Origin of the sequence: Nocardia carnea (genome assembly GCF_029869215.1) — a bacterium.
Lineage (GTDB): Bacteria > Actinomycetota > Actinomycetes > Mycobacteriales > Mycobacteriaceae > Nocardia > Nocardia carnea_B.
Genome location: NZ_JARWPM010000123.1, coordinates 1 through 16,291, shown reverse-complemented (window position 1 = coordinate 16,291; position 16,291 = coordinate 1). Strand labels below are relative to the sequence as shown.

General features: G+C 68.3%; 15 protein-coding genes. 4 read left to right on the top strand and 11 right to left on the bottom strand.

Annotated elements, in window-relative coordinates; genetic code table 11:
* Positions 1-256 precede the first annotated feature (256 nt).
* From QH276_RS08040 to QH276_RS08030, 3 genes are all read right to left on the bottom strand, one after another.
* Complete coding sequence (locus QH276_RS08040; RefSeq protein WP_432278620.1) at positions 257-1,063, bottom strand: ABC transporter ATP-binding protein; 807 nt, start codon at positions 1,061-1,063, stop codon at positions 257-259.
* Positions 1,064-1,131: 68 nt separating this feature from the next.
* Complete coding sequence (locus QH276_RS08035; protein WP_280398809.1) at positions 1,132-2,370, bottom strand: amidohydrolase; 1,239 nt, start codon at positions 2,368-2,370, stop codon at positions 1,132-1,134.
* Positions 2,371-2,393: 23 nt separating this feature from the next.
* On the bottom strand, positions 2,394-3,137 hold the full coding sequence (locus tag QH276_RS08030) for a sulfite exporter TauE/SafE family protein (protein ID WP_280398810.1): 744 nt from the start codon (positions 3,135-3,137) through the stop codon (positions 2,394-2,396).
* A 283-nt stretch (positions 3,138-3,420) separates the two neighbouring features.
* On the opposite strand from QH276_RS08030, the gene QH276_RS08025 reads away from it, so the two are divergent.
* Both QH276_RS08025 and QH276_RS08020 read left to right on the top strand, forming a co-directional pair.
* Positions 3,421-4,062: a GntR family transcriptional regulator gene (locus tag QH276_RS08025; RefSeq protein WP_280398811.1), complete on the top strand. Its 642-nt coding sequence runs from the start codon at positions 3,421-3,423 to the stop codon at positions 4,060-4,062.
* A gap of 86 nt (positions 4,063-4,148) precedes the next feature.
* Positions 4,149-5,450 carry an amidohydrolase family protein gene (locus tag QH276_RS08020; protein WP_280398812.1) on the top strand — a complete coding sequence of 434 codons (1,302 nt, stop codon included), beginning with the start codon at positions 4,149-4,151 and terminating at the stop codon, positions 5,448-5,450.
* Here QH276_RS08020 and QH276_RS08015 read toward each other — a convergent pair.
* The 8 genes from QH276_RS08015 to QH276_RS07980 all read right to left on the bottom strand — a co-directional run bounded on the left by QH276_RS08015 (position 5,432) and on the right by QH276_RS07980 (position 13,684).
* Complete coding sequence (locus QH276_RS08015) at positions 5,432-5,941, bottom strand: hypothetical protein (protein WP_280398813.1); 510 nt, start codon at positions 5,939-5,941, stop codon at positions 5,432-5,434. The two genes, QH276_RS08020 and QH276_RS08015, sit on opposite strands and share 19 nt — an antisense overlap.
* Entirely contained in the window at positions 5,938-6,726 is a 789-nt protein-coding gene (locus QH276_RS08010) for a hypothetical protein (RefSeq protein WP_280398814.1), read from the bottom strand. The genes QH276_RS08015 and QH276_RS08010 overlap by 4 nt, the downstream gene beginning before the upstream one ends.
* A gap of 52 nt (positions 6,727-6,778) precedes the next feature.
* Entirely contained in the window at positions 6,779-7,894 is a 1,116-nt protein-coding gene (locus tag QH276_RS08005) for a hypothetical protein (RefSeq protein WP_280398815.1), read from the bottom strand.
* 506 nt (positions 7,895-8,400) lie between these two features.
* A complete protein-coding gene (locus QH276_RS08000) occupies positions 8,401-9,207 on the bottom strand; it encodes an ABC transporter ATP-binding protein (protein WP_280398816.1) in 807 nt (268 codons plus the stop codon).
* Between the two features lie 19 nt (positions 9,208-9,226).
* On the bottom strand, positions 9,227-10,123 hold the full coding sequence (locus QH276_RS07995; protein ID WP_280398817.1) for an ABC transporter permease: 897 nt from the start codon (positions 10,121-10,123) through the stop codon (positions 9,227-9,229).
* Entirely contained in the window at positions 10,123-11,094 is a 972-nt protein-coding gene (locus QH276_RS07990) for an ABC transporter substrate-binding protein (RefSeq protein ID WP_280398818.1), read from the bottom strand. Before QH276_RS07990 ends, QH276_RS07995 begins: the two co-directional genes overlap by 1 nt.
* Positions 11,091-12,536: an amidase family protein gene (locus tag QH276_RS07985; protein ID WP_280398822.1), complete on the bottom strand. Its 1,446-nt coding sequence runs from the start codon at positions 12,534-12,536 to the stop codon at positions 11,091-11,093. Before QH276_RS07985 ends, QH276_RS07990 begins: the two co-directional genes overlap by 4 nt.
* Positions 12,536-13,684, bottom strand: coding sequence for an acetamidase/formamidase family protein (locus QH276_RS07980; protein ID WP_280398819.1), 1,149 nt, complete (start codon positions 13,682-13,684; stop codon positions 12,536-12,538). The genes QH276_RS07985 and QH276_RS07980 overlap by 1 nt, the downstream gene beginning before the upstream one ends.
* Before the next feature lie 298 nt (positions 13,685-13,982).
* Here QH276_RS07980 and QH276_RS07975 point away from each other — a divergent pair, with 298 nt between their 5' ends.
* Together QH276_RS07975 and QH276_RS07970 are read left to right on the top strand one after the other, a co-directional pair.
* Complete coding sequence (locus QH276_RS07975) at positions 13,983-14,687, top strand: FadR/GntR family transcriptional regulator (protein WP_280398820.1); 705 nt, start codon at positions 13,983-13,985, stop codon at positions 14,685-14,687.
* Positions 14,688-15,152: 465 nt separating this feature from the next.
* Positions 15,153-16,010 (top strand): alpha/beta fold hydrolase, encoded by an 858-nt coding sequence (locus tag QH276_RS07970; protein ID WP_280398823.1) that lies wholly within the window; start codon positions 15,153-15,155, stop codon positions 16,008-16,010.
* Positions 16,011-16,291: the final 281 nt, after the last annotated feature.

Below are 16,291 nucleotides of genomic sequence, written 5' to 3'. Positions count from 1 at the left end.
GGCCAGTACCCGCTGCCGATCCCTGTTGCCCGGGTCCGACGGACACCCGCCCCTGCCGGGCCTCCCGCAGCGCCGGCACCGGCGTGGGGGGGGCCCCCGCCCCGGGCGCGGCCGGGGCCGCCGGTTGGGGTGGGGGTTGCTCCGCCCCCGCCGGTTGAGGGCCAACCGGGGGCGGCCCGCGGGCGCGGGGCGGTTTTCGCGGTTTTGGGGGGGGGGCGGGGGGTGACCGTCGGGGCGGTTCCCCCCGCGACCGTGGTCATGCCGCGACCGCCTGTTCGGCGGAGTGCAGCGCCGCCGATACCTCGGCGGCGATCTCGGCGAATTCCGCCGTGTAGCGCAGGCCGGGTTCGCGCGGGAAGTCGAGCGGCACCGGGATATCGGCGGCGACGCGGCCGGGGCGGCCGGTGAGCACCACGACCCGGGTGGACATGAATACCGCCTCGGGTACCGAATGGGTGACGAACACACCGGCGAAGGCATCGCGCCGGAACAGGCCGCCGACTTCCTCGTTGAGTCGTTGCCGGGTGATCTCGTCGAGCGCGCCGAACGGTTCGTCGAACAGGAACACTTCGGGTCGCAGGGTGAGGGCGCGGGCGATGGAGGCGCGCATTCGCATCCCGCCGGACAGTTGCGCGGGTTTGTGTTTCTCGAAACCGGACAGCCCCACTCGCTCGATGGCGTCGAGTGCGGCTGCCCGGCGTTCGCCCCGCGCCACCCCGGCCAGTTCCGCGGGCAGTTCCACATTCCGCAGGACCGTGCGCCACGGCAGCAGGGTGGCTTCCTGGAAAACGTAACCGAGGTGGCCGGTATCGACCTCGACGCTGCCGGAACTGGCCTGTTCGAAACCGGCCGCCAGGCGCAGCAGCGTGGATTTACCGCACCCCGACGGGCCGACCAGCGAGACGAATTCCCCGGGGCGAACGGTGATATCGATATCGCGCAGGGCGGCGGTGCCGTTCGCGAAGACCATCGACACGTTCCGGAAGGAAAGGGCCGGTTCGGGTTCGGTCGTATACGTTGCCTCCCCCGTGGAGGTCGGCGCCGGGATTGGCTCTGTACTCATGAAACAGTTTTATCGGGCGCTGATTGCGGATCGCGGTCCGCCGGATTACGCCCCTGTTTCGTATACGATCACCCGGTGAACCGGCCGTCGCGGGCGACCACACGGCCCCCTTTGACGACGAGCCCGCGCACCGGCACCCCGACCACCGCGGCCGCGGGCGCGGGCGCTTGCACCGTGAGCAGATCGGCGCGCGCACCGGGCCGCAGGCCGTAGTCGGCCAGGCCCATAACCTTTGCGCCACCGTAGGTTCCGGCGGCGAGGGCGAGTTCGATTTCCTCGTCGGCCAGCAGCCGGTCGCGGAAGGCGACCGTGCCGATACGGCGCAACATGTCACCGTCGCCGTACGGGGTCCACAGGTCGCGGATTCCGTCGTTGCCCAGCGCGAGGGTCGCGCCGGCCGCCCGCATGACCCGCAACGGAACCACCGGTGCGTCGCCGACCGCGCAGGTCACCATGGCCACGCCCGCCTCCGCCAACTTTTCCGCGATGCGCTGCTGCTCATCGGGCGGCAGCGCGCCCATGGCGTAGGCGTGGCTGATGGTGACCCGGCCGGCCAGCCCGGTGGCGCGGGTGCGTTCGATGATCAGGTCGAATTCCCAGGCGCCGAGCGCGCCGGGATCGTGCAGGTGGATATCGATTTTCACGCCGAACCGTTCGGCCAGGCCGAAGATCACGTCGAGCTGGCCGGTGGGGTCGCCGTCGAAGCCGGCGGGGTCGATACCGCCCACCACCTCCACACCGTCGGCGAGGGCCGCGGCCAGCAGATCGGCCACGCCAGGGCGGCACATCAGCCCGCCCTGCGGGAAGGCGACGAGTTCGACGTCCACGCGGTCGCGGTGGCGGGCGGCGGCGGCGCGAACAGCTTCGACGCCGGCCAGGCCCACTTCGGGGTCGATATCGATATGACTGCGGACATACGCCGTGCCGCCGGCGACCATGGTGGCGAGCAGATCCGCCGAGTAATCGGCGTTGGGGATACCGAGTTCGCGGCGCCGGCCCTCCCCGTTGGCGATCCGGCCGGCCAGTGAACGGCCGCCGGTATTGGGCACCCACGGCCCGCCCCACAGGGTTTTGTCCAGGTGACAGTGGGTATCGACGAAACCGGGCAGGACCAGCGCACCGTCGAGGTCGACGGTCTCTACGCCGGGCGCGGTCAAGCCGGTGCCGACGCTGTCGATCCGGCCGCCGCGAACCAGGATATCGGCCGTTTCGACCGGCCGGCCGGGTTCCCACGGGCGGCCGTTGCGGAGCAGCAGATCGGCGCCGGGCGAGGAGCCGGACGCGTTGGTGAATTGCGGATCGGACACAGCGGTTCCTTCTTTCGACAGGTTCAGGTGAACAACATGGCGGTGCCCGCGCCGGCACCGAAGACGATCACCACGGCGCGGAACACGCCGGGGCGTAAGCGATCGGCGATCTTCGCGCCCACGGTCCCGCCGGCCAGGCACGCCGGTGCCAGCACGGCCACCGACCACCATTCGACGGGGCCGAAGAGCGCCACGGCCACGGTCGCGGTCGTCGAAACAGTCAGGGTCAGCGCGCTTTTGAGGCCGTTCAGCAGGTTGATCGAGGCGTCGATCCCGAGCGCGAGGGCCGTGAGCAACACGATGCCCATGCCGCCGTTGAAGTACGCGCCGTAGACGCCGCCCAGGAAAACCCCGGCGAACAGGGTGAACCGGGAATCGCGGCCTTTCCCGGTGAGCCGTCGCGAGAGCACCGGCTGCGCGGCGAACAGGGCGGTGGCCGCCAGCACCAGATAGGGCACCAGCGCGGCGAAGACCTCGGGCGGCGCGGCCAGCAGCGCGATCACCCCGCCGACCGCACCGGCGGTACCGGTGAGGAGCAGCCGTGGCAGCAGGCCGCGGTGTTCGGTGAGCCGGGAACGCAGGGCGGCCGCGCCACCCAGATACCCGGGCCAAACCGCGACGGCGTTGGTCACCGTCGCGGTGACCGGCGGCAATCCGGTGGCCAGCAGCGCGGGAAACGACAGCAGGCTGCCGCCGCCGGCGATGGCATTGCAGACGCCGGCGCCGAACCCGGCCACCAGCAGCAGAACCGCGTACGCGGGATCCATAACGTCCCTCCGATCGGAAATGAGTCAGGATCGTATACGAAGCATCGCCGCCACGCCGGATGAGCACTCGCGCATATCGACCGCACAGTGCGCGGATCGCACGCACCCACCGGCAGACAGAGCCCGCGACCAGGCAGGTCGGACGGTCCGGGCAGGTGATCCATTCGCCCCGCACCGGCGCTCCGCACCCGGACCTGGTATCCAGTGGAGTACCGGGCGGTGGATCGTATGCGACCGCGCCCCCGACCGAGCCGAGGACGATGTGGCCAGCAGTAACCCGCGCATGACCAAACAGCAGGTGTGCCGCGCCCTCCGCGAGGACATCATCAACGGTGTCTTCGCCCCTGGTCAGCGGCTGACCGAGGATACGATCGCGGAGGGCTACGGAGTCTCCCGCGTACCTGTGCGGGAGGCGCTGCGCACCCTGGAAGCCGAGGGTTTCGCCTATTCACGGCCCTACGCCGGCACTTTCGTCGCCGAATTGACCGAGGACGAAGCCGCCGACCTGCTCGAGATCCGCGCGCTGCTGGAACCGCTGTGCGCCGGCCGCGCCGCACTCCGCCGCACGCCGGAACAGCTCGGCCGCCTCAAAGAACTCACCGCACTCGGCCAGGACGCCGTCCGCACCGGCCGGCTCGACGAGCTGACCAGGCTCAACAGCCGCTTCCACGAGGTCTTGGCCGAGGCGTCGGGCAGTAGCCTGCTGACCCAGCTGATCACCCAGCTCGGCTGGAAGATCGCCTGGGTGTACGCGGTGGAACTCCCCCGCCGCGCCGCCGACTCCTGGCTCGAGCACGAACATATCTGCGCCGCTCTGGAAGCGCGCGACGCGGATCTGGCCCAGCGGCTGGTCACCGAGCATATCGGCCATGCGACCACCGCCTACCGCCTCCGTCACACCCGCTCCGCCCCGGCGGGTTCGTAACCTCCGCGAAGCATTCCGCGAGCCCACCGGAAACAGATGGGTCGTATACAAAATGGTGACGTAATCCGCTTACCCGGGAGGTCCCGTTGCCGAATCCGCTACCGCAGAGCGCACCTGGCTCGCCGGCCGGCCTGGTACTGCGCAACGCGCATATCGACGATTCGGCCCCGCTCGTGGATATCGCCATCGCCGCCGGGGTGATCACCGCGATCGGTCCGGACCTGCCGTGCACCGCCGAACAGGAGATCGACTGCGCGGCCCGGGTGGTGATTCCCGGTCTGGTCGAATCCCATGTGCATCTCGACAAGGCCCTACTGGACCGGGAGCGCACCGGCGACGGAACCCTCGCCCGAGCGATCGCCGTCACCGCGGAACTGAAACGCGATTTCACCGCCGACTCGATCCGCGACCGCGCCCGGCGGGTGCTGGACCAGGCGATCCTCTACGGCACCACGGCAATTCGTGCCCACCCCGATGTCGACCCGATCGTGGGTCTGCTGGGTGTGAATACACTGCTCGAGCTCCGCGAGGAATTCCGCGGCCGGATCGACCTGCAGATCGTCGCCTTCCCGCAGGAGGGCATCCTCCGCGCCCCCGGCACCCTCGCCCTGCTCCGCGAGGGCCTGAACGCCGGCGCCGATGTGATCGGCGGTTGCACCTACAACGAGGATTCGGTGGCGCAGTGCCGCCGCCATATCGATCTGGTCTTCGACCTGGCCGCCGAATTCGGTGTCCCGGTGGACCTGCACGCCGATTTCGCCGACGACACCACCGACCCCCGGTTCGCCCTCGCCGATTACATCGCCGACGTCACCGAACGCACCGGCATGGGCGGCCGCGTCACCATCGGCCACGCCACCTCCCTGGCCGCCCGCCCACCCGCCGATCGGCAGCGAGTACTGCACCGGCTGGCCGAAGCGGGCGTAGCCGTGGTCCCCCTTCCGGCCACGGATATGTTCCTCGGCGGACGCACCGATACCGCGAATATCCGGCGTGGGATCGCACCCGTGCGCGAGCTGTGGGCCGCGGGCGTACGAACCGCGTTCTCGTCCAACAATATTCGTAACGCCTTCACGCCCTACGGCAATGCCGACCTCCTCGATATCGGGCTGTTCCTGGCCCAGACCTCCCACCTGGCGGGCCCCGACGACCTCACCCGAGTGCTCGGCATGGCGACCTACGAAGCCGCCGCCGTGATCGGCATCGCCGACAGCTACGGCCTGCGGGTGGGCGCGGCCGCCGACCTGGCTGTGCTGTCGACATACCGGGTCGCCGACGCCCTCGTGGACCGCCCCGACCGCTGCTATGTGATCAAAGCCGGCCGCGTGGTCGCCCGGACGACCCGGACCCGGGAACTGCTCCCCGCACCCTATGTGTTGAACAACTGAATATGGACGTTGCGAGTCGTTTGATCCCGTTCATCCACGGTAATCGTTCGAACGACCGATTTTCCATCGGTACCACGGTATTCGTCCTGGGCACGCAGGAGTGACGGGGAGCTGTCCAGCGGAGGCCCCGCGATGGCGGTTTCGGAGACCTGGAATACTTTTACCAGCGGCGCGGAGAAATTCGATGCCCGTAAGAGCTGGTTCAGACCCTCCGGGTCTGTGGATAATGCGATCCGGTAGAGAGTGTCGCCGCCGTGTTCCATCCGAGCGTCGAGCACCGTAGCACTGTCCGGAATAACTATTCCGCCGAATTCTGCTGCTTCTCTGGTGATATCGGCAGCATTCCCCGGCTGTGCCGATCCCCGTCGCGACTCATCGTCACTACTTGCGTCACCGCAGCCGGTCATCAGCCCGGAAACAGCAACGGCCAGGGAAACGATCGTGAGGCAGACCAGCCCGGTCCGCGCGATTCGAGAGGTTCTTGGTCTCATCTGGTCGGATCGGTCCTTTCTCCGTCTCGACTGTCGTCCGAGCCCGGCAGGTCCACCGGCCCGTTCGCGGGTATGCTCCCCTCGTACCGGCGAACTTCACTGGTGCCCTTGATATCGTACTCACGCGCCAGCCCTGCGGTATGCAGTTCACCCATACTCTTGTCCGAGATCGTCACACCGGCGATTTCCACACTCTTACCGGCGTCCCAGTTGTATCTGTCGTGAATATGGATTTTGTACTCTACAACCACGCTCGGCTGAGCCCCCTGCGCGCCCTCGCGCGTGATCACCACCCCACTCGCCGCCATACGAGTACCGCCCATCGCGAAGAACCAATCCTCGCTCATTTCCCTGGTGATATAGAACCCACTCCAACCCGTCTGAAAGGTAACCGGGTTGTCGTAGTACTCGGCCGCTACCGCCGCCGACGCGATCCTTCTGATTTCTTGTTCGGCCAGCGAGTTGGCGTGGGTATTGGCGTCCGGTACATCGTGTAATACCGAATCCACGTTGAGGTCCAGCGTATCCCCGCTGTTGTCGAGGTAATGATCCAGGTGTGCGGCCGCGTGCGTATAGCCGATGGCATCCGCGGCCGAGGCCGCCGCCGCGGCCACCTCGGCGAATGCGATATCGTCCAGGATGGCGTACCAAGGCTGCGAGTCCCACTCACCCGCGCCGGGATCGGTTTCCGGCGGCGCGGGCGGCCCGGGTATCGGTAACGGACTGATCGGCGGCTCCGGTGCCGGTCCGGGCGAGGGGCTGGGAGTCGGTTCGTGCTTTACCATGAATTCAACATTCGTTCGATTTCGATGAATCTATACAGCGTTTCCGGCCGTTTCATACGGCCAGCAGACCACCGGGAACCGCGGTACCTTCCCACCACACGTTGTCACGAAATCCGTATCGCATGGCGTGCGAACCGGCGGGCACCTTTTCCGGAACCTCGAAATCGGCCGGATCGAAACTCGGCGGTGCCCGGCCGGGGGAATAAGCCAATGCCGACGAGACCCGATCGAGCATTGCGGTCATATAGTCCTGCCGGGATTTCGCTCTCGTCTTCAGGGAATCGACCGCCGAGATTATCTCGGCCCGCTGCGACTCCTGCATCGGTTTGTGGGTCAACAGGGCCCAAACTCCCAGTGGGAGTTTGAACCCGACAAAAGTCATCGGCTGAGTCAGCGTGTTGCTCAGATCGACCGACTGGTTGTACACCGCGCGCTCGAGACAGGCGCCGGCGTTCTGGACGATCTTCGACACCACCTCCAGATCACGGCCCCGCCCGGCAATTGCCGCACCGCGAGAGCCGGCGTTCCTACCGAAGGCTTGCGCGCCCAGGCGCGTCCAGATCGTTTGCAGCCAATCGTTGCCCGCGACGATATTCTCCGATGCCGCATGGTCGTTGACGGACAGCAGGCCGATACGCTCACCGACGGTCCGCAGCACCTCCCAGTCGCCCACCAATGGCGAGAGGTAATCCGCCGCGGGTTTCATGCCGACGATCTGCCCCCACGGATCATCGAACGCGCGAATCGAATCAATTCCGGTGTTCACCACGTTCCGGACGGTGGCCTGCGCCTCCTCCACCTGCGGGAGGTGGGGGATATGCAATCCGCTGAAACGCGTCACCTCGTCCGATTGCCCGGGTATTTCCGCATTTCCATCGGCGATCTCAGCAGTGGAGGTACCTTCGGCACCCAGGTACTCACGTCGCGCGGTATCGAGTCCCGAAGCCAAGGTTTCGATGGCGGTCACATCGTCCTTGTGCGCGGACGACAACGCATCGTGAAAATTCTCCACATCCGGAGCCAGCGTAGACAGGAGTTCGCCCGACTCGCCGGGCAGCCGCACACCCGGCAACAATCGCCCGGCGTTCGACGAAAAACCTGTCGCGACATCCGCCAAATCCAGCTCGAAACCAGCGAGACCGGCCAGAACGACCTCGAGCCTATCCACGATGACTCCCCGCGGGAGCCGAGGACGTTCGTTCTACCGGTTTCCGGCCCCCGCATAGGCGCCGGAATATGACCTGACCTGATCGAACCTTGCCATTCGCTACGAGCATCGGCACGAAACCGCCTTCCCCTACCGCGCGGCGTAAGCTGAGACAGATATGCGAAACCCCGAGTCGCACCGGCTATTTCTCTGATCCCCCGCGCTCCGTGCATCCGATGCTAGCCCACCGGCCATACCGTGCCAAGGCTGTCCACCGGACGGGCGTGCCTTCACCCGGTTTGCCGGGCGGATGCGCCGGTGCCCACGGCAATGAGGGCATTTTTCCACCGTCCACACCGTAATGTGGCTTCTCGCAAGCGAATCGGTCAACGCAGAAGTTTGCACCCGATACGCGGAGGTCGGCAAATGATCACCGTCGGCCCCCGGAATATTTCGCGTGTACGGAGCGGGTCCGGCGTTATCGACGGGGTGGTTGGCGACACCGGGGGACCTCGGTGCCCCGCCGGTCAGGCGGCCGAGCGGTTGCCCTGGTGGATGAGGGCGTCGATCCGGCGTTGATAGTCGTTGAAATCCGGGGCGGTCACCTCGCGGTCGCGGGGAAGGTCGACAGCGATGATGTCGCGGATATGACCGGCCGTGCCGTGGGCGGTGCCGCCCGCCATGACCACCACCCGGTCCGACAAGTACACCGCTTCCTCGACGCTGTGGGTGACGAAAACGACCGTGACACCGGACGCCTGGTGGATCCGGCCGAGTTCGGCCTGCATATCGCTGCGGGTGAGGGCGTCGAGGGCGCCGAACGGTTCGTCCATGAGCAGGACGGCGGGCCGGTTGGCCAGGACGCGGGCGATGGCGACACGCTGCTGCATCCCGCCGGAGAGCTGATGCGGGAAGGAATCGCGGACGCGGGTGAGGCCGACGGTTTCGAGGCAGCGGGCGGTGGTTTCGCGGATATCGTCCCGGGTCATCCGGGCCTGTTTCGGACCGTAGGCGACGTTCTCGGCGACGGTGAGCCAGGGGAACAGCCCGTAGTCCTGGAAGACGACGCCGCGGTCGGGTCCGGGGCCGGTCACCGGTTCGTCGCCGACCGTCACCGCCCCCGTCGTGGCGGTTTCGAAACCGGCGAGGATCCGCAGCAGCGTGGACTTCCCGCAGCCGCTGGCGCCCACGACGCAGACGAATTCACCGGCGGCGATATCCAGCGTGACCCCGGCTACCGCCGGGCCGGGCGCGCCCGGATACCGTTTCCCCAGCTCGTCGAGCACGATCCGGGCCGGTCGATGGGGGCGGCGGCGGGTGGAATAGATCTTCATACGATCACCTGATCCGTGGTCATGGGAGAAGCGGGCGGCGGCCGGCGAGCAGCCGGACGGCGAGCATCATGATGCGGTCGGCGAGGAAACCCGCCAGGCCGATCACGATCATCACGGCGACGATGAGGTCGGTGCGCGATTGTTCCCGCGCCTGGGTGATCAACGCGCCCAGACCTACCCGGATCCCAACGGTTTCGCCGACTACCAAGATCACCCAGGAGAGGCCGAGGGCGATCCGCAAGCCGGAGACGATGGTCGGGATCGCGGCGGGCAGCACCACTTTGTACAGGGTTTGCGCGGGCGGGGTGCCGAGCATGGCGGCGGCCTCGAACAGCCGGTTCGGTACCGCCCGCACACCGGCGACGGTATTGATGAGGATCGAGAACACGGCGGCCAGGAAGACCAGGAAGATGGTCGCGCGGTCGCCGAACCCGATGATGAGCAGCGACAGCGGGGCCCACGCGGTGACCGGGATCGGCCGTACCAGGCCGAGGGTCGGTTCGAGCATCCGGTTCACCGTCCGCGAGCGGCCCATGAGGATGCCGAGCGGTACCGCCACGGCGGCCGCTATGGCGAAACCCTGTACCACTCGCAGTGTGCTGGCATACAGGTGCAGCCACAGGGTGCCGCTGTAGGTGTCGTCGACGATACCGCCGACGGCGAGGTCGGCGAGGCGGCGGGCCACGTCGTAGGGGGTCGGCAGGAATTGCATCTGGATACCGAACGGCAGGGTCCAGCCACCCCCGACGCCGCGATCCCACAGCAGCAGCACCAGCAGCGGCACCGGCAGCGCCCAGAGCACCGCGGCGACACGCGCACCGTAGCGTGACCGCCACGTCGTCCGGTCGTGCTCACCCGCGGGCTCGGCGGGGCCCGGCCGGATCGCCGGCTCGGTCCGGGTGTCCACCGTGGCCATCACTGGCTCGCCGGGGTGTCGAGGAATTCGGTCCGGAAGACCTTGGTCATATCGGGTGCGGTGGGCAACTGGTCGAATTCCACCATCTCGCGCGCCAGTTCCGTGACCCGCTGCCGGAATTCGTCGTCGAGTTCCCAGCGCAACGTGACGTTTCGAATGGCGATATCGGTGACCGCGCGGTCCATTCCGAATGTTTCCACCAGTCCGGCGGCCCACGCGTCGTGGTCGCCCTGCATGAATTCGATGGCGCGCGTGAAACTTTGCACGGTCTCGCGGGCGCGGTCGGGCTGTTCGTTCAGGAACCGGCCGTTTCCGCCGACGACGATATTGGTGGCGCCGATGGGTGTTTCGTACGGCGAGAGGATCTGGTGCGCACCGGCCTGCCGGGCGATGGATACCCCCATTTCGGCACTGAGGAAGGCGTCCACCCGGCCGGCGGTGTAGGCGCCCGCCATATCGGAGTACGCCAGATTCACCAGCTGCACATCGGTTTCCGGATCGAGACCCTTGGCGCTCAATGTGAGCTTCAGGGCGATTTCCTGCGACGATCCGGCCGGGAAGCCGATCCGCTTGCCGCGCAGGTCGGCCACCGTGCGGATCTCGGGCCGCCCGACGAACCCGGACCCGCCGTCGGCGGCCGAGGCGATGATCGCGACATCCTGATTCGCGGCGATACCGGCGAGCATCGCGGGGGCACCGAGCACTCCGATATCGACGGCGCCGGAAGCCAGCGCGTTCTTGATATCCGGCGAATTCTCGAACAGGACGATTTCGTAGGTGGTGCCCTGCGGGGCGAATCGTTGCATGAAGTACGGCGCGTACAGGTGGGGTTGCCCGCGCAGGGTCCCGATGCGGATCGCGCCGGGGTCGCCGCCGGCACTGTCGGGGGTGGCGATACATCCGGTGAGCCCGGCGACCGCGAGCATCAGCGCGCCGATGATCGAGAGAAGTTGGCGGAATGGATGTTTCATACTGGTTCCTCACTGTGCGGCGAGCCCTCGGCCGGAACAGCGGCGGTGCTGAGTGCGAGGCTGATCAGGGAACGGTCGGTACCCGGCGCACCCACCAGGCACACTCCGCTGGGGCCGCCCTCATCGCGGCCCAGCGGCAGGGTCACCGCGGGCAGGCCCGCGATCGACGCGAGACAGGTCAGGCGCAGGGTGCGTGCGCGGGTGGATTCGCGGAGTTCGGGGCCCGCCGTGCGGGGTGGCGGTGGAGTCGCGGCGGCGGGGAGCAGCAGGACCCGGTCACCGAGGGTGGTCCGGATACGGTCCGCGGCGGCCGCGAGCTCTGCGCGCGCGGCGGCCGCTTGCCCGGCGGTCACTGTCGCGGCGAAGGCGAACCGCTGTGCCACATCCGGTTCGAGCTCACCGGGGTGCGCGGCGACCCATTCTCCGTGATTCGCCCACGCTTCATACGCCTGGACCACGCGAAACGCGGAGAGCCACCCGTCGGGCGGATAGATGCCGACCGGTTCGGCATCCCACGTGCCCGCCAGCTGCCGGACCGCCGATCCGATGCCGGGGTCGGCGGCGGCGCATAATCTGTCATCGACCACGACACCGGCCGGGGTCGCGGTATCGGGACCGAGCAGGCATTCCGCGACGGCGGCCAGCGTGGCCCCGTCCGCGGTAACCCAGCCGACGGTGTCGAACGACTGCGCCAGCGGCAGCAGTCCGGTGGTGTCGATCCGGCCGTGGGTGGTGCGTATCCCCCACAAACCCTGATACGCCGCCGGTACCCGGATCGATCCGGCGGTATCGGTACCGAGACCGATATCGGCCTCACCACGAGCCACCGCCACCGCGGGCCCGCTTGTCGATCCCCCCGGAATGCGATCGGGCGCCGCCGGATTGACCGGCATACCGTAGCGCCCGTTGCTACCGGTGAGGCTGTAGGCGAACTCGTCGGTGTGCGCGATTCCCGCTACCTCGGCACCCGCGGCCAGCAACCGTGCCACCACGGCGGCATGGTGCACGGCGGGCCGCTGCTCGCGTAGAAAGCCCTGCACCCCGGCCCCGATGGTGAATCCGGACAGCGCATACAGATCTTTCACCGCGACAGTCGCACCGGCGAGCGGGCCGGTCGCGGTGGCCGCGATCAGGGGTGCCCCGCGCAGCCGCCACACCGCCGGATCAGCATCTCGCGCGTTGTCGCTCTCCCCCTCCGGAGCAGCTCGATCGGCGCGGCCGCCGGCCGCCCCGGCGGCTCGGTCGGTCGCCGCAGCCAGGTCCCCGTCCACAGCAGCGCAGGCACCGACCCGGGCGACCGGAGTCGTGCGCGTGCCACAGACCTGCCCCATTCCGGCACCCGCGGCCGAACCTGTCCCGGCACGGCCGGCGGCGCCGGTGTTCTCGGCGACCGATCCGGCGCAGGCTTTGCCGCGCTCGGCCGCGCCGCCCTCCGGGCCCATTACACGCACTCCAGGATGCGGCGGGCGAAGGCGGTGCCCGCGCCCGCGCCGAAATCGGATCGGCGTATCGCGCCGTGTACTCCGCGCACCTGGTCGACGGCCTGGGAGATGGTGAAATCGGCGGCGGCGCTGAGGTACAGGTAGGCCTGGCGGGGGTCGGCGTCGAACAGTCCGGTGACCAGGTCGATCGCATGGTCGACGCACAGTTCCAGGGCCGTGTTCAGGTCGGGATGCATTCCGGTGGGAATCAGCAAACCGTGCGCGGCGGCGAACGGGCCGATCCGGCCGCCGAAGCCACCCGCGATCTCCGCCGCGGGAATCACGTCCACGGTGAGAGTCGCGCGCAGCGGCGCTTCCAGTGCGGTCAACGCGACCTCACCGTCACCCTGGGCGAAATGCGGATCGCCGATGTACAGCAATGCCTCAGGCGCCTGGATCGGGAGGAAAAGCGTCGCGCCCGGGGTGAGGAGTTTGACGTCGATATTGCCGCCGTGCGGCCCGGGTGGGACCGAACCGACACGGGTGCCGGTATCGGTGGCCACACCGATGATCCCCAGGAACGGGTCCAGCGGGAACACCGCGCTTGCGGCCCGGCCTGCGGTATCGAGGGGCATGGTGCCGAACCACCGGCCGTCCCGTTCCCGGACCCGGCAGAACTGGCCGTAGTCACCGTCGAAGCCCGGCCGGCCGGCCAGCACACCGCGACCGTGCCTGGTCGATACCACTCCGTACGGCGCGCGCATGGCGAGATCGTCGATCCGGACCGCCAGCAGATCACCGGGCCGCGCGCCGTCGACCGCGATCGGCCCGGTGACGATATGCGGTCCGGCGCCCGGTTCGCGCCGGCGCCGCGCGGCCACGGCGACCGCGTCGTCGAGTACGTCCGCGCGATCCACACCGTGGGATCCGAAGTAGCGCACCGGATCCGAGCCCTGATCTTCGAGGATGCCCTCGTGGCTGACGGTATCGACCACCACCGTCGACCCGGGCGCGATCGTGGCGACCGCGGTATCCGCCCGGCACGGCAACCGGCCCCAGAACACCTTGCCGGGATCGGCCGGTACGTAGACCGTGCCGGGCGCGATACCCGAATCCTGCTGCAGCACCGGGAATGCGGCGGCAAACTCCGGCCCGATCAGCGTTGTCACCGCGACCTCCTCATTGGTCAGACCACCTGATGCACCGACCGTAAGGTGCGGCCGGCGCGGCGGCGACCGGGGCGGACGAACGTAACCATCGATTTACAGGGGAGCAATACGACCCCGAAAACCGCTGTTCACCGGTAACTTCCCCGAAGCATTCCGACACAGCGCCGGTACGCGCCGACAGCGCGGAGGCTGATACGTTGGAGCCGTCCCGCAGCGATCCCCGGATATTGGTCGGACCACCGATCCGTCCACCGGCCGGGCGAATTCCGCGCGCGGACCGGAACGAGGAGGGGACGTTATGACTTTCGCTTCGATACCCCCGCTGCGCCGCCCCGCGCGCAGCGTCGGCGCCGAGGTGGCGGCACATCTGGAACGCCTGATCATCAGCGGTGAGCTCCGCGCCGGTGACCGGCTCCCCCCGGAGCGGGAACTCGCCGCGAACCTGAACGTTTCCCGTTCCTCGCTGCGCGAGGCGATGTTCGAACTGGAAGCCAAGCAGCTCGTGCACCGGCGACCGGGCCGCGGCAGCACGGTCGCCGATATTCCGCCGGCCGCCGCGCAACTGCGCGGGAACCTGGCCGATCTCGATATCGAACTCGGCTACGCGACCGAGCTCCGCGATCTGGTCGAACCGCGGATCGCCCAGCTGGCCGCCCTGCGGGCAGTCGAATCGAACCTCCTCTCACTCGACGAGGTACTCACCCGCTCGAACGAAAATCTCGCCGCCGAGGAATCGATGCGCCTCGATATCGAATTCCACACCCTGCTGGCCCATGCCGCCCAGAACCCGCTGCTGGTCACACTGTGCACCATGACCACGGAATGGACCCGCAACACCCGAGTGCTGTCGCATCGCACCGCGCTCGGCCGCCGGATCTCCGTGCACGGCCACGAGATGATCTACCGCGCGGTTGCCGAGCACGACGGACCGGCCGCCGCGGCCGCGATGGAACAGCATCTGCGCGAGGTCCGCGAGATCAGCTCCGCTCCGTCCGGACCCTGAATCAAGATCGAATCAAACCTTCTGCCCGGCAGACTGTTTCGTTGTTACCGTGGAACATGGGGATCATCAGCTGGATACTCGCGGCGGCCATGGCGGTATTGGTGATCACGCTCATCCTCGACGATGTGCAATACCGGGCCGTGGTCCGCCGGCGAAAACGCGAAGGAACCTGGGGAGACCGCGTAAGCGGGCGGCTCTGGAGCGCGGGCGGACCGGGGAGCGGACGCGGGCTCGGGGATAACAGCCACGGTGACGGCGGCAGCAGCGGCTGTCGTGGCGGCTGCGGCGGAGGCGGCGGCTGCGGTGGCGGTGGCGGCGGCGGGGGTGGTGGCTGCGGCGGAGGCGGCGGCGGAGGTGGCGGCGGAGGCGGCTGCTGAACTACCCGGTGCGGAGAGGCCCGGCGCCGGGCAGAAACGCGCTACCCGTAGCGTGCTGCGGGAAGGGAGCCGGGCGAGGAGGGCAGACGTGAGCGGGGTCGACGGCGGGCATACCGCGCGGGTCGGTGACCGGGATGTTTTCTACACCGAACTCGGCTCCGGTCCCGCCGTGCTGTTGTTGCACGGGGGCGGGCCCGGAGCCTCCGGCCTGGCCGCCTACGCCCGGAATGTGGACGCGCTGGCGCGGCGGTTCCGCGTGATCGTCCCGGATATGCCCGGCTACGGCCGGTCGAGTAAACGGATCGACCACACCGACCCCTTCGGCGATCTGGCGGCGGCCATGACCGGACTCCTGGACGCCCTCGAACTGCCCAGCGCCCATATCGTGGGCAATTCCTACGGCGGCGCGGCAGCCTTGCGGATGGCCATGGACTCGGCGGCGACAGTGGACCGGCTCGTGCTCCTCGCCCCCGGCGGTATCGGCACCACCCGCGCCCTGCCGACCGCGGGTCTGCGCGCCCTGCTCGCCTACTACGGCGGCGACGGGCCCAGCCGGGACAAACTCGCGACCTTCCTGCGTGAATACCTGGTGCACGATCCGAGCGTCATCACCGACGAGATGATCGACACCCGTTACCGGGCCAGTCTCGACGCCGAGGTCGTCGCGAACCCACCGCTACGCCGCCCGTCGGGACCGACCGCACCGCGCACCCTGCTGCGCATGGATCTCACCCGGGATTCCCGGTTGAGCCTGGTCGCACACCGGACCCTGGTCATCTGGGGCGCCGAGGACAAGGTCAACCGCCCCTCCGGCGCGAAACTCCTGGCCCGCCGGATACCCCACTGCGATGTCTACCTCCCCGCGGCAACCGGACACTGGGTCCAGGGAGAACGACCCGAATTCTTCAACAACCTGGCGACAGCCTTCCTCAGCGAATCGACCTGATTCACCTACGTGCCGGTTGTCCACCCCGAGATCGGCCCACCCCCATCCCGAACGCCCACGGCCGCGCCGAGCCCAGCGATACCCTCACAACGCCCAACACCGGAAAACAACGCAACCACGGCCGCGCCGAGTCCAGCGAGGCACTTAGAGCGCCCAACACCCGGAAAACAACGCAACCACGGCGGCGCCGAGTCCAGCGAGGCCCTGGGAGGGTTCGGCCCGTCCCTGCGTTCAGCCCCGCGAGACAATGCGGCGCAGCCGCGAGTATCGCGGGGCTGAAC

Coding starts and splice junctions, on each gene's coding strand:
- QH276_RS08025 (WP_280398811.1), top strand. CDS start 3,421: ATGACCAAACAGCAGGTGTGCCGCGCCCTCCGCGAGGACATCATCAAC.
- QH276_RS07975 (WP_280398820.1), top strand. CDS start 13,983: ATGACTTTCGCTTCGATACCCCCGCTGCGCCGCCCCGCGCGCAGCGTC.
- QH276_RS08015 (WP_280398813.1), bottom strand. CDS start 5,941: ATGAGACCAAGAACCTCTCGAATCGCGCGGACCGGGCTGGTCTGCCTC.
- QH276_RS08040 (WP_432278620.1), bottom strand. CDS start 1,063: ATGAGTACAGAGCCAATCCCGGCGCCGACCTCCACGGGGGAGGCAACG.
- QH276_RS07985 (WP_280398822.1), bottom strand. CDS start 12,536: ATGGGCCCGGAGGGCGGCGCGGCCGAGCGCGGCAAAGCCTGCGCCGGA.
- QH276_RS08010 (WP_280398814.1), bottom strand. CDS start 6,726: ATGGTAAAGCACGAACCGACTCCCAGCCCCTCGCCCGGACCGGCACCG.
- QH276_RS07990 (WP_280398818.1), bottom strand. CDS start 11,094: ATGAAACATCCATTCCGCCAACTTCTCTCGATCATCGGCGCGCTGATG.
- QH276_RS08000 (WP_280398816.1), bottom strand. CDS start 9,207: ATGAAGATCTATTCCACCCGCCGCCGCCCCCATCGACCGGCCCGGATC.
- QH276_RS07995 (WP_280398817.1), bottom strand. CDS start 10,123: ATGGCCACGGTGGACACCCGGACCGAGCCGGCGATCCGGCCGGGCCCC.
- QH276_RS08030 (WP_280398810.1), bottom strand. CDS start 3,137: ATGGATCCCGCGTACGCGGTTCTGCTGCTGGTGGCCGGGTTCGGCGCC.